The sequence below is a fragment of the Bradyrhizobium ivorense genome (genome assembly GCF_900696085.1).
Lineage (GTDB): Bacteria > Pseudomonadota > Alphaproteobacteria > Rhizobiales > Xanthobacteraceae > Bradyrhizobium > Bradyrhizobium ivorense.
In genome coordinates, this window is the sequence record NZ_CAADFC020000004.1 from 93,814 (window position 1) to 106,778 (window position 12,965).

13 protein-coding genes are annotated in these 12,965 nt (G+C 61.8%); 5 read left to right on the forward strand and 8 right to left on the reverse strand.

The features are described 5' to 3' along the window. The first annotated feature begins 53 nt into the window (after window positions 1–53). The 5 genes from CI41S_RS01320 to CI41S_RS01340 are packed head-to-tail and all read left to right on the forward strand — an operon-like array spanning window position 54 to window position 4,779. Entirely contained in the window at window positions 54–1,382 is a 1,329-nt protein-coding gene (locus CI41S_RS01320; RefSeq protein WP_139857085.1) for an ABC transporter substrate-binding protein, read from the forward strand. 23 nt (window positions 1,383–1,405) lie between these two features. After that, a complete protein-coding gene (locus tag CI41S_RS01325) occupies window positions 1,406–2,122 on the forward strand; it encodes an ABC transporter ATP-binding protein (RefSeq protein ID WP_139857086.1) in 717 nt (238 codons plus the stop codon). A 3-nt stretch (window positions 2,123–2,125) separates the two neighbouring features. After that, window positions 2,126–2,827: an ABC transporter ATP-binding protein gene (locus CI41S_RS01330; protein ID WP_139857087.1), complete on the forward strand. Its 702-nt coding sequence runs from the start codon at window positions 2,126–2,128 to the stop codon at window positions 2,825–2,827. A 1-nt stretch (window position 2,828) separates the two neighbouring features. Further along, on the forward strand, window positions 2,829–3,698 hold the full coding sequence (locus CI41S_RS01335) for a branched-chain amino acid ABC transporter permease (RefSeq protein WP_139857088.1): 870 nt from the start codon (window positions 2,829–2,831) through the stop codon (window positions 3,696–3,698). Window positions 3,699–3,702: 4 nt separating this feature from the next. Further along, complete coding sequence (locus tag CI41S_RS01340; protein ID WP_139857089.1) at window positions 3,703–4,779, forward strand: branched-chain amino acid ABC transporter permease; 1,077 nt, start codon at window positions 3,703–3,705, stop codon at window positions 4,777–4,779. Window positions 4,780–4,873: 94 nt separating this feature from the next. On the opposite strand, the gene CI41S_RS01345 is transcribed toward CI41S_RS01340, so the two are convergent. From CI41S_RS01345 to CI41S_RS01380, 8 genes are all read right to left on the reverse strand, one after another. Beyond that, on the reverse strand, window positions 4,874–5,713 hold the full coding sequence (locus CI41S_RS01345; RefSeq protein ID WP_175607144.1) for an SAF domain-containing protein: 840 nt from the start codon (window positions 5,711–5,713) through the stop codon (window positions 4,874–4,876). A 132-nt stretch (window positions 5,714–5,845) separates the two neighbouring features. Beyond that, window positions 5,846–7,219, reverse strand: a complete 1,374-nt coding sequence (locus tag CI41S_RS01350; protein WP_139857090.1) for a DUF4910 domain-containing protein — start codon at window positions 7,217–7,219, stop codon at window positions 5,846–5,848. A gap of 92 nt (window positions 7,220–7,311) precedes the next feature. Further along, window positions 7,312–8,040 (reverse strand): SDR family oxidoreductase, encoded by a 729-nt coding sequence (locus CI41S_RS01355; protein ID WP_172626858.1) that lies wholly within the window; start codon window positions 8,038–8,040, stop codon window positions 7,312–7,314. 125 nt (window positions 8,041–8,165) lie between these two features. Further along, the gene (locus CI41S_RS01360) at window positions 8,166–9,428 is read right to left on the reverse strand and encodes a class I SAM-dependent methyltransferase (RefSeq protein WP_139857091.1); all 1,263 of its coding nucleotides are present in this window, start codon (window positions 9,426–9,428) and stop codon (window positions 8,166–8,168) included. Window positions 9,429–9,521: 93 nt separating this feature from the next. After that, window positions 9,522–10,100 carry a dTDP-4-dehydrorhamnose 3,5-epimerase gene (gene rfbC, locus CI41S_RS01365; RefSeq protein WP_139482620.1) on the reverse strand — a complete coding sequence of 193 codons (579 nt, stop codon included), beginning with the start codon at window positions 10,098–10,100 and terminating at the stop codon, window positions 9,522–9,524. A 13-nt stretch (window positions 10,101–10,113) separates the two neighbouring features. Further along, entirely contained in the window at window positions 10,114–11,187 is a 1,074-nt protein-coding gene (locus tag CI41S_RS01370; RefSeq protein WP_139857092.1) for an NAD-dependent epimerase/dehydratase family protein, read from the reverse strand. 12 nt (window positions 11,188–11,199) lie between these two features. Next, window positions 11,200–11,853 (reverse strand): PIG-L deacetylase family protein, encoded by a 654-nt coding sequence (locus CI41S_RS01375; protein WP_139857093.1) that lies wholly within the window; start codon window positions 11,851–11,853, stop codon window positions 11,200–11,202. Continuing rightward, window positions 11,850–12,665, reverse strand: a complete 816-nt coding sequence (locus CI41S_RS01380) for a sugar phosphate nucleotidyltransferase (RefSeq protein ID WP_139482623.1) — start codon at window positions 12,663–12,665, stop codon at window positions 11,850–11,852. The genes CI41S_RS01375 and CI41S_RS01380 overlap by 4 nt, the downstream gene beginning before the upstream one ends. Between the last annotated feature and the right edge of the window lie 300 nt (window positions 12,666–12,965).

Below are 12,965 nucleotides of genomic sequence, written 5' to 3' on the forward strand. Positions count from 1 at the left end.
TGTCAATCGATCCACGATGGCAATCCGGCGCATCCAGAGGGGAGGACGCGCAGATGACCTGCCACAAGACCAGTTCGACTCATCGTCATTCCATCGACCGCCGCACGCTCCTGAAATACTCGGCCGCGACCGGCGCCGCGCTGTCGGTCGGATTGAAGGCGCCGGCGATCGCCCAGACGCGCGCGATCAAGCTCGGCTATGTCTCGCCGCTCACCGGTCCGCTCGCCGCCTTCGCCGAAGCCGACAACTTCATCATCGCCAATTTCAAGGACGCCGCGAAAGCGGGCATCAAGATCGGCAGCGCCACCGTGCCGGTCGAGGTCGTCGTCAAGGACAGCCAGTCCAATCCGAACCGTGCCGCGGAAGTTGCGAAGGATCTGATCGTCCAGGACAAGGTCGACCTGATGCTGGTCGCCTCGACGCCGGAAACCACCAACCCGGTCTCGACCCAGTGCGAGATCGAGGAGGTGCCCTGCATCTCCACGGTCGCGCCGTGGCAGCCCTGGTTCATCGGCCGCCAGGCCAATCCCGCCGGCGGGCCGCCAGCGTGGAAGGGGTTCAACTACACCTATCACTTCTTCTGGGGGCTCGAGGACGTCATCGCCGTCTTCACCAACATGTGGGGCCAGGTCGCGACCAACAAATCCGTCGGCGGGCTGTTTCCGAACGACGGCGACGGCAATGCCTGGGGCGACAAGGTGGTCGGCTTTCCGCCGGTGCTGGAGAAGGGCGGCTACAAGCTCACCGATCCCGGCCGCTACCAGAACCTCACCGATAATTTCTCGGCGCAGATCGGCGCGTTCAAGACCGCGAATTGCGAGATCATCACCGGCGTGGTGCTGCCGCCGGATTTCACCACGTTCTGGAAGCAGGCCTTGCAGCAGGGTTTCAAGCCCAAGGTCGCCTCGATCGGCAAGGCGATCCTGTTTCCCGTCGCCGTCGAGGCGCTCGGCAAGGACGGCCACAATCTGTCCTCGGAGGTCTGGTGGTCGCCGAACCATCCGTTCGAGTCGTCGCTGACCGGCATGAGCGCCAAGGATCTCGCCGCTGCCTATCAGGCCGCGACCAAGAAGCAGTGGACGCAGCCGATCGGCTTCATCCACGCGCTGTTCGAGGTTGCGGTCGATGTGCTCAAGCGCGCGCCCGACCGCGACGGCAAGGCGATCGCGACGACGATCGCCGCCACCAATCTCGACACCGTCGTCGGCAAGGTGCAGTGGGGCGGCGCCAATCTGCCGCCGTTCGCCGCAAAGAATGTTGCGAAGACGCCGCTGGTCGGCGGGCAATGGCGGTTCAAGGACGGCAAATACGATATCGTCATCACCGACAACAAGACGGCGCCGGCGATTCCCGTCGGCGGCCAGATGGAGGCCATCGCCTGATCGCGCTGGCGCTTTGACATCGCATGCTGCTGGACGTCGCCGGCCTGAAGAAAAGTTTTGGCTCGATCATCGTTGCCGATGACCTCGATCTGTCGATCGCTCCTAGCGAGGCGGTCGGCATCATCGGGCCGAACGGCGCCGGCAAGACCACGCTGTTCAATCTGATCGGCGGCGGACTTGCGCCGGCGGCAGGCCACATCCGCTTCGAGGGCCGCGACCTCGCCGGCGTCCCGCCGCAGGGGCGCTGCCGCGCCGGGATTGCGCGCACGCATCAGATTCCGCTGCCGTTCGAAAAGCTCACCGTGTTCGAGAATCTTTTGGTCGGCGCGGTCTACGGCCGTCAAAAGTCCGAGCGCGAAGCGGCGCAGTCTTGCGGCGAGATCCTCGACCGGCTCGGCCTGCTCAAGCGAGCCAATGTGCCGGCCGGCTCCCTGACGCTGCTGGAACGCAAGCGTCTCGAGATGGCCCGCGCGCTCGCCACCGCGCCGCGGCTGCTGCTGCTGGACGAGATCGCCGGCGGCCTGACCGAAGCCGAATGCGGCGAGCTTGTCGCGACCATTCGCGATATCCGCAAGACCGGCGTCGCCATCCTGTGGATCGAGCATGTGGTTCACGCGCTGCTTGCGGTGATCGACCGCTTGGTCGTGCTCAATTTCGGGCGCAAGATCGCCGAGGGCCTGCCGCGCGAGGTGATGGCGCGGCCCGACGTGCACCAGATCTATATCGGCATCGAGGCCTGAGGCATGGCGATCCTGCAGACACGCCAGCTCACGGCCTTCTACGGCGATTTCCAGGCGCTCTACGGCATCGACACCACGCTCGATGCCGGGGAGACCGTGGCCATCATCGGCGCCAACGGGGCAGGGAAGTCGACCTTCCTCAAGGCGATCGCCGGCCTCATTCATGGTGCGGCCGACAGCGTGCTGCTCGACGGCACGCCGATCGGCGCGTGCGCCGCCGCCGACATCGTCGGGCTTGGCGTTGCGCTGGTACCGGAGGGGCGGCGGCTGTTTCCCTCGCTCACCGTGGAGGAGAACCTCCTGATCGGCCGCTACGGCCGCAAGATGGCGGGGCCGTGGACGCTCGATCGCGTCTACGGACTGTTTCCGGTGCTCAAGGCGCGCCGCCATTCGGCGACACCGACCTTGTCGGGCGGACAGCAGCAGATGGTCGCGATCGGCCGCGCCCTGATGTCCAACCCGCGCGTGCTGCTGTGCGACGAGATCAGCCTTGGCCTCGCGCCGATCATCATCGCGGACATCTATGCCGGCCTGCCGCAGATCAAGGCGGAAGGCACCAGCGTCGTCCTGGTCGAGCAGGACATCGTGCAGGCGATGAAGGTCGCCGATCGGGTCTACTGCTTCCAGGAGGGCCGGCTGTCGCTGACCGGCCGCCCGCGCGATCTGACGCGCGAGCAGATCCACCGCGCCTATTTTGGTTCGTGACATGACCGGTTGGATCGATGCGCTGATTCAAGGTGTGCTGCTCGGCGGGCTCTACGCCCTGTTCGCGGCGGGACTGTCGCTGATGTTCGGCGTGATGCGGCTGGTCAACCTCGCCCATGGCGACCTCATCGTGCTCGCCGCTTTCGCGATCCTCGTCATCGCGGGCAAGCTCGGCCTCGATCCCTTTGTCGCGGTGCTGGTGGCGATCCCGATCCTGTTCGTCATCGGATTTGCGCTGCAATACGTGCTGTTGAACCGGACGCTCGGGCGCGACCTGCTGGCGCCGCTGCTCGTCACCTTCGGCCTGTCGATCATCATCCAGAACGGGTTGCTGCAGTTGTTCTCCGCCGACAGCCAGCGCCTGCGCGCGGGCGCGATCGAGACGGCGTCGATCCCGCTTGGCGGCGGCATTGCGGTCGGCGTCGTGCCGCTGTTGACACTTGTGTCGGCGATCGCCGTGATCGTGTTCCTCAATCTGATCTTCTACCGCACCCCGATCGGCCGCGCTTTCCGGGCGACCTCGGACGATCTCGAAGTGGCGCAGCTCATGGGCATCGACATCAACCGCGTCTTTGCGACCGCCATGGCCGTCGCTTTCGTCGTCATCGCGATCGCGGCGCTGTTCCTCGGGTTGCGCGCGAATTTCGATCCGACCATCGGACCAGCGCGTCTGCTCTATGCGTTCGAGGCCGTGATCATCGGCGGTCTCGGCAGTTTTTGGGGGACGCTCGCCGGCGGCATTGTGCTCGGGCTCGCGCAGACCATCGGCGCGCGCATCGATCCGGAGTGGCAGATTCTGGCCGGGCATCTTGCCTTCCTGGTGGTTCTCGTGATCAGGCCGCGCGGCCTGTTTCCCCGCGCGCAGGACTGAAGCGATGGACGACACCGCAGCCGGTCCATCCCATAGCTTTCGCATCAAGACGGCCGGCCGCGGCTCGCACGCGGCCCTGGCCGCCGTCATCGTCGCGCTGCTGGTGCTGACGCTGCTGCCGCTGTTCGCGGGCCGCACCCTGATCCAGGATTTGATCTTCCTGTTTTACATGCTGGCGCTGGCGCAGTGCTGGAACCTGCTTGCGGGCTATGCCGGCCTGATCTCGGTCGGCCAGCAAGCCTTTGTCGGCCTCGGCGGCTATCTCTTGTTCGCGCTCACGCTGATCGGCGGTCTCAATCCGCTGCTGGCGATTCCGCTCGCCGGTGTGATCGCGGCGCTGTTCGCATTGCCGACTGCGCTGGTCGTGTTCCGCCTGCGCGGCGCCTATTTCGCGATTGGCACCTGGGTGGTGGCAGAGGTCTATCGCCTGACCTTCGCACAAATCAAGCCGCTCGGCGGCGGCACCGGAACGTCGCTCACGCCGGCCGTCACCTCGTCGGTGCCCGGCATCGAATGGGTCAAGGCGCTGCTGGACGTGCGCACCCCCGCGGCACGCGACATCGTCTCCTACTGGATTGCGCTGGCGTTGCTGGTGGCGACGCTCGCGGCCGTCTATCTGATCCTGCGCTCGCGCCGCGGCCTTGCGCTCGGTGCGATCCGCGACCACGAAGCGGCTGCGGCGAGCCTCGGCGTCGACATCTATCGGGTCAAGCTCGCCGTCTATGTCGCAACCGCCGCCATGACCGGCATGATCGGCGCGCTGATCTATCTGCAGAAGGCCCGGATCTCGCCCGATGCCGGCTTCGCGGTGCTGGACTGGACCGCCTATGTCATCTTCATCGTCGTGATCGGCGGCATCGGCACGATGGAGGGGCCGGTGATCGGCGCCATCATCTTCTATCTCATGCAGCGTTATCTCGCCGATTTCGGCGCCTGGTATCTGATTCTCCTCGGCACCCTCGGCATCCTCGTCATGCTGTTCGCGCCGAAAGGGCTCTGGGGCCTCGTCGCCGAGCGCTACGATGTGACGCTGTTTCCGACGCGGCGCCGGCTGATCGCCGAGGCCCGGCCAAAATCCTAAAGCGCGATGCGACTAGGTTGATCATCGCGCTTTAGCTTCTTGTTTGAGCATGATCTTCTTCGGAAAACCGCTGCGCACTTTTCCGGATCATGCTCTAGTCCGCCGGCGCGTAGCTGCTGGTGCGATCATCTTGCGATGCGCTGCGTTCGGGGCTCCCTGCGGCATTCAACAGCTCTTCCAGCCAGGTTTCGCCCCGGAAGCTGCGATACTGCTCGGCACGCAATCGATCGGCCAAACGCCCGGTCGGAAGCACGACGTCGTCATACGTCATCACCGCGTCCTTGGCGATATCGCGTTTCAGCCGGCACCCCTCCACGAGGCCTTCCGGCAAGTAGCGGCGGGCGCACATCTCGTCGCTGTTCACCGCCTCGCCATACGTCATGTACATGCCGTAGTCGTCGAGGATTTCGCCCGCCTTCAGGTCGCGCTTGGCGACGGCGCAGACCTCGACCACGGGACCGCCGAGCGGCGTGGTGGTCGGATCTCTGAACAGGAAAGCCCGCGCAATGGCGTTCGGGGCTTCGAAATGCACCAGATGATAGGGGATGAAGAACGAATAAAGCGGTCCTGGCCCCATCTTGTACAGTTCGAGGTAGTGCCGCTGCTTCGGATCGGGGTGCTCGGCCAGGCAATAGACCTTGGTCAGCGGCGTCCCCACCACGTAATCGATCGCGCCGCCGAGCCTGCGCAGTTCCTCGATGTCGTACAATTCACCGATCTTGAGCACGTCGCCGGTGTATTGCCGTCCGCGTGACATGCCGCGCGTGCGCACCTTGAAGCCGGTCGCGTTGGCCACGATGCTCTGCTCGAAGCTGATCTTGGTGCCGTCGGCGAAGCTCGTCACCATCGCGGGGTTCTGTCCCCAGCGTTCGGCAAAACCCTTTTGCGTGGTCGGGTCGGCGATGCCCCACCTTGGTAGCGGGCGATGCCCCATCGAAAGCCCGGAACTAGGGCGGCAGTCGCCGCCGCAGCTGCAGAGAACGCGATCATCCTCGATCTTCTGCGGGATTTGCTGCGACCTATGGCAGCGCTCCGGGCTGCCCCGCCACGCGTGCCAGTCAGCCGGCTACGGACAATGCCGCGGCTTGCGCCTGTTCGGAACTAGTTGAGGTGGTCGATAGCTCCTCAAGCCACCCACTTCTTTGATGAGTTCCGCATCAAGGGCGAGCCGCGCAGCTTTCTGCAGGCGACGAAAGGGTATGTCAGCGCGATCTGCCATTTCCAGTAGGCTGTGTTTGCCGTCAGCCAGGTTCAGAACCCACAAGAGCTCCATTTGACTGGCGCCGCCGGCCTCCTTTTGCCCTGCAATCGCCCGATATAGTCCGCGCCGCCCGAGTTGGGGCTCACCTCTTCCGTCGGTTCTTACGTAGGTGCGGTTCGCGTCTAGCAGGTCGAGCAAAGTAGCCACCACCGCATAGGATTGATCGAGTGCTTCGGGTCTCACAAAATCGGGATTGTCTGCCGATGTGTGGTACTCCGGGAAAGTCCCGTGAACGCTGCGCATCAAGCAGCCCATCGGAAGGTCAAAGGCCGGTGAACAAAATTGTCGTTCGTCATAGCCATATGGATTGAACGCCATGATTTCGTGAGGATGACCTGAATGGTGCAGAACGTGCGCCATGGCACCGTCTATCGATGCGCCGCTCCGGCTCTTTTTGTAGTGAAAGCGACCACGATCGCCGACACACGTAAGTACCAAGCCATGGCAAACTCTATCGAGACGGCTCTCGTTGTGTGCGAGCCAGGTGATTGCGCCTATCGTTGCTGGAATGAATAAAAAGCGGTAGCTCAATCGTCGCTCGCGCTGCGCCTGTCGCAGTGCCAGCGCTAGAGCTACGGCAATTCCGGAAAGATTATCGTTCGCCAAACTCGGATGGCAGATATGAGCGGTAATCAGCACCTCGTCCGACAGCTCGCCGGGAAGAAACAACTCGCCGTAGGTAAGCGACCCCGGCGAAAGATCGCTGTCGATGTCGATGCGGTAAGATTCGTCTTGCATCGCTTGCCAAAGATTGTCCGTCATGCAGAAGCCCCAATCGTCGGCAAAATATCCGGTACGATAGGGAATAAGCTCGGGCTGGTCGGGAAGCGTATGGACGTGTTGCGCAAGCTCAGCGCGGCTGACCTCCTTGTGAATCGGCTTGCTGTAACCTACGACGTGCAGGTTGTTGTCCGCAAAATTAACGAGACAGCGACCGTCGAGTGATCTAATCGTAGCGCTCCGAATATTCCATTCCAGCGGGACTTCCCAATCAAGCACCGCAGTGCCACTAGGAACTTCTCTGATCTCCAATTGACTATGTCGAGCCAAGATCGCCAGCGTTTTGCGAACGCCGGCGCCGGTAATGCTTCGATTAATCGGAAAAAGCTCCCGAACCAAACCGTGAAGATCGATTGGGGGAGCCTCCACTGAGTTGGATAGGTTTTTCCTTACCGACATGAGCTGCTCACTCCCTTGACCGGAAATTCGGCCAGCATCATAGCGGACAAACCCTCGTGCGCAGCGGGTAACTACATGGCAGCATGCCTTCCCTAGTCGAGGGGTTTGAGCATGGGCCGTAGATACAGATCGGTAATTTCTGCCGTTCTCCCAATAGTGAGCGCGAACAGCACCGCTTCAGCGACGTCCTCCGGTTGCAGCATTCGATCTGGATCATATCGTTTACCGGAGATTTCGTGAAGGTCGACTTGCCTTTGAGTTGCGGTGGTGCCGGGAAAGATCGTCGTCACCCTAACTCCGGCTTCATTGACCTCGTCCCGCAAAGCGTTCGCGATCGATCGCATCGCTTGCTGGGTGGCTGCGTAAGTACCGCGGCCGTCGGTTTTACTTGCGCGGGTTATCGATGAGTTGACAAAAACAATCTGTCCGGATGCTGCGCGCAAGGAACGCAGCAAGAGCTGGGTCAAGATGTAAGGTCCACGAACGTTTGTCACATACTGCGCGTCAAAGTCAGCCACGGGCGCAGTTTCTGTCCTCCCTAATTTTATTATTCCTGAGGAATGGATCAATGCATCGATCCGAGCAAAATCGGCTTGTATCTTCTTAGCAAGTTCCTCCAGCTGCGCATCATCAGTCATATCGCACGGATAAGCCGATGCGAGGGAGCCACACTCCATCGCGAGTTTCTCAAGAACTGACTGGCGCCGCCCGATCAGAACAACCCTTGCTTTGGAGCGAGCGAGAACTGAGGCTGTCGCACGCCCAATGCCGGAACTTGCACCTGTGACCAAGGCCGTCATGTTCTCCAGGGATCTGGACATCAAAATTCCCCTTGGACATTGCCGGGCCAAAACCTGTTCCGAGGCCAGCTGCGAACCCACCACCATCATGGAGACATCTTTCGACTGGCGCCCCGAAGCCTACCCTTGAAACGGTGCCACACTAGCTAGTTCTCGATGAATGCCTTCGGCCCCGGCACAATGAATTGGCCTCCCCATGACTTGATTGCCGACATCTGATCCTTGATCTCGTCCTTCAGATTCCAAGGTAAAATCAGAACGAAATCAGGTTTTGCCTCAAAAATCGCTTCGGGGGGAAAGATTGGAATGCGAACACCCGGCAGATACCGCCCCTGTTTTGACGGCGCACGATCCACGGTGAAGTCAAGGAAGTCGCTCCCGATTCCGCAATAATTTAGAAGCGTCACGGCTTTGGCGGGCGCGCCGTATCCTACGACCTTCTTGCCGTCACACTTCAACTCAATGAGGAGTTCGAGAAGATCGCGCTTGGTCGCTTTGACCGATTCACTCCAGGCGACGTAGGTAGCGTCGTCATCAAGACCGTAGGCCCGCTCATCCGCGAGAACCTGCGCCACGCGAGAAGTTTGCGCATGATTGGACTGCGCATGACACACAAAAAACCGAATGGATCCACCGTGGGTCTTGAGCAATTCGACATCGAAGACGCGCAAGCCGGCTGCTGCGAAGATGCGTTGTCCGGCAATCAACGACAAATAGGAAAAATGCTCATGATAGATGGTGTCAAATTCATGCAGCTGCATCAGTCTAAGGAGGTGCTGTACTTCGAACGTGGCCACGCCCTCCGGGGCGAGTAATATTCTCACACCAGACACGAAATCATTGATGTCTGGCACGTGCGCTAGAACGTTGTTTCCAGTAATCAAATCCGCGGTCCAGCCCTCGCTGACCAATTTGTGTGAATAGGCCTCGCCGAAAAATTCAATGCGCGTGTCGATGCCTTTTGCCAGGCCGGCCAGCGCAACACTTTCGCATGGTTCGATACCCAGGCACTTGATGCCTTTTGCCATCGAGTACTGCAGCAGATAGCCGTCGTTCGACGCAATCTCGACATGGCGGGAGGCGGCAGCGAGGCCGAAGCGCCTGGTAACATCCTCAACATAGGTTTGAGCGTGGTTCAGCCACGAGCTCGAATTCGAGGAGAAGTACGCATAGTCGGCGCGAAATATTTTGTCTGCCGCCAGCAGATCGAGGGTCTGGACCAGGCGGCAGTTGCGGCAGACCAACACCTTGAGCGGATAGAACGGTTCGGCCTTCGCGCAATCCGCCGGGTCGACATAGTCGTTGGCGACCGGCGAGAGGCCGAGGTCGACGAGTGTCAGCGTCAGCTTCGACCGACAATGGCGGCATTTGGGTTCGGTCCCGACGACTGTTGGCAGATTCAGATTCATAGGTGCTTCTCCGAGCAATCTGACATCGTGCGATGCCGCCCTTTGCAGGCGCTCAACTCTCTCGCAGATTCTGCGCTGTGTTCGCAGAAGTCGTCACGCGGCCGACTTTGTAGGCGACATCCTGCGCTCAATTTCGTCCTCGACCTCACGCAATGGGCGGAACGCCTGATCCCTTGATGAGATCACGGAGACAGGTAGCGGCCATCTGAGCCCCAGCCACGGATCGTCGTAGGGAAGCCCGCCTTCAGCGCCCGGCGTATAGAATTCGCCCATCTGGTAGGTCGTGTCCGTGTTGTCGAGCAGCACCTGATAACCGTGCGCGAAGCGCTCGGGCACATAGAGCGCTGTCATATTGTCCTCGTTCAACTCGATAGAGATATGCTCCAGGTAGGTCGAGCTCTCGGGTCGCAGGTCGACGATGATATCGAGAATGGCGCCACGCGTGCATCGAACCAGCTTGCTCTCTGCGGCGGGTGGATACTGAAAGTGCATACCCCGCAGGGTGCCTTTCCGTGCGTTTGAGGCAACGTTGGCCTGCGCGATCACGGCCTTCAGCCCATGGTCGCGAAACTCCTTCTGACAGAAGGCCCGCGCGAAGAAGCCCCGCTCGTCCTTCATGCGGTCGAGATCGATGATGTAGGCGCCCTTAAGCTTCGTCTCGGTGAAGATCATTGGTTGCCTCCCTCTAGCCGCTGGCAGAGACCAGCTTGCGCGCTCCGCGATCGGTTGTCCGGCGGTGCCTCAGATCCTCCGAAAGGATGCCGTCGGCGATCAGTTTCTGGATATGACCGATGCGCTGGTAGCGCGGCCCTTCGAATTCCTCGAGCGTCAGCGTCGATTGACGATAGGCATTGTAGAGTTGCTCGGCACCGCGGCGGGCATCCCATTGCGGCTTGAAGGCCGGCAGCAGTCGCGCGATCTTGTCGAAGTTGACGCGATAGGATCGCGTGTCCGGAGCTGCATCGGGAGCCGTCTCGAGCCGGCAGCCGGGGACCACGTCAGCGACGATCGCCGCAATATCGCGAATGCGGTAATTGTGCGCGGTCTGGCCGACGTTGAACGCCTGGTTGAAGACGAGGTCGGTCGGCGCTTCGAGCGCCGCGATGAAGGCGCGCGAAATATCCTCGATATGGACGATCGGGCGCCAGGGCGAGCCATCCGATTTCAAATAGATCAGGCGCTTGGTGACCGCCCAGGCGACCAGATTGTTGAGCACGATATCGAAGCGGATGCGCGGCGAGGCGCCGTAGGCGGTCGCCGGGCGCAGATAGGTCGGGCAGAAGCCGGCGTCCGCGAGCGGAGAGATGTCGCGCTCCGATCGCACCTTGGATTCGCCGTAGGCGGTGACCGGGTTGAGGTCTCCGGTTTCATCGAGCATCGCTTCGCCGGCGCGGCCGTAATTGCTGCATGAGGACGCCAGCAGAAAGCGGCCGACGCCGGCCTGCTTGGCCAGCGTGGCGAGCCGGACGCTGCCGTGATGATTGATGTCGTAGGTGAGGGCGGGGCACAGATTGCCGAGCGGGTCGTTGGACAGCGCGGCCAGATGGATGATGGCATCGAGGCCCTCGAGGTCTGCGCAGACGACGTCGCGGACGTCCTTGCGGATATGCGGCACCGAGGCGATGCGGCCGCCGGCCTCGAAGGTGCAGTTGGCATAGAGATCGCTGTCGAGGCCGACCACGTCGTGACCGGAGCGCAGCAGAAGCGGAACCATGACGGTTCCGATGTATCCCAAATGCCCGGTTACCATGACCTTCATGATTTCACCTCTTCACTGCACCACGATCTTGCGCGCATGGAAGGCTTCGGCGAATCCGTCCGGCGCCCGGCACTCCGCACCGCGGAGCCGGGCCAGCCCCATGAAGGTCTGCGCGTCGAACCAGTCCTTGGCGCGCTGCGTGCCGAAATGGTCATGCAGCAGCTTTGCCTTGCGCTCCATCAGCGCGCGGCTGGCCGGGATGAACAGATTGGGCTGGCTCAGATCACCGTCCCATTTCGGAATCTCGTATTCGAGGATGGTGTGATCGCGAAAACTGTTCCAGGTCAGCGCGGAGACCTCCCGATGATCCTGATGCGCGTCGCCCCGCGCATGGCACAGGATCACGTCGGGGGACGTGCGCGACTTCAGCTCCTCGAACCAGTTCTTGATCGCGGCGCCCTGGTACGGGAAATAGCCGTCGCGAAATTCCGACAGCTCGATTGTCGATCTTGCCGCACCGGTCAGAAACGCCTGCGCCGAGGAGCGGGCTTCTTCGGCCCGCGGACCGGCGGCGCTGAGCACGACCCAGTGCACGTCCAGGCGGACGCCGCGCTCGATCCAGCCCAAGATGGTCGCGCCGGCGCCGATTTCGATATCGTCCGAATGCGCGCCAATGCAGAGGAGGGAAAGACGCTGACCCGGCTCGGCGAGTGCGACCGGTTTCATCCGGCTTTCCTTTCGGCCTCGAACTGCGGCCGCCGCTGGGTCTGATTGAGCAGCCACGGCATCGTGCCCTTCTCGACCAGATCGTCGAGCACGTGCTTGTCCTTCAACGTATCCATCGGGCGCCAAAAGCCTTCGTGCTGGAAGGCCATCAGTTGGTCGGCTGCGATCAGCCGTCGGAACGGCGCCTCGACCAGCTCGTCGCCCTCCTCGATGTAGTCGAAGATCTCCTGGCGGAAGATGAAGAAGCCGCCGTTGATCCAGAGGTTGGCATCCTGGCTCGCGCGCATGCGCTCGACCTTGCCGTCGGGCAACATGTCGACCAGGTGCAGGCTGAACGACGGCCGCACCGCGGTGAAGCACGCGACCTTGCCGCTGGCGCGGAACACCCTGGTCATCTCGTCGAGATCGATATCGGACAGGCCGTCGCTGTAGTTGGCGAGGAACATCTCCTCGCCCGCGACATGCTGGCGGACCGCCCACAGCCGTTCGCCGATGTTGCGCCAGATCCCGGTATCGATCATGGCAATGCGCCAGTCCTGCTGCGGATCGCCGAGGATCTCGACCTGGCTGCCAAAGCCCTTGACGACGCAGTCGGCATAGGTCTGCGGCCGGAAGTTCAGGAAATATTCCTTGATGACGTTGGCCTTGTGGCCGAGGCACAGGATGAAGTCCTTGTGCCCGAACTGGCTGTAATAGTGCATCAGATGCCAGAGGATCGGCTTGTCCCCGATCGGAATCATCGGCTTGGGGATACTTTCGGAGACGTCCCGAATCCGGGCCCCCAGTCCGCCGCAGAACAGCACCGTCTTCATCTCAGCGGCCTTTCCTCGTCTCGCCTCGATCGCGGACAGACGGAACCGCGCCTGCCGAAATCCGCGACGGCGGCCGTGCTTCATCAGCTGCGATTATGAGGGGTCAGCTCACCATGCACCGGCCAAAGCCTGTCGGTGGCGGTCCACGGTGTCAACGAAACGTCAGGGGTACTCCCGTTGGAATCGCGGCCCGTTCGTCTATTCAGAAAACGGTTCGTCTCGTTGGAGGTAGTCCCTTTGCCGCGCGGAGGTCGCCCCGAAGCGCCGCCCGTGTTGCCTTGCAATCCGCTAATAAAGTCG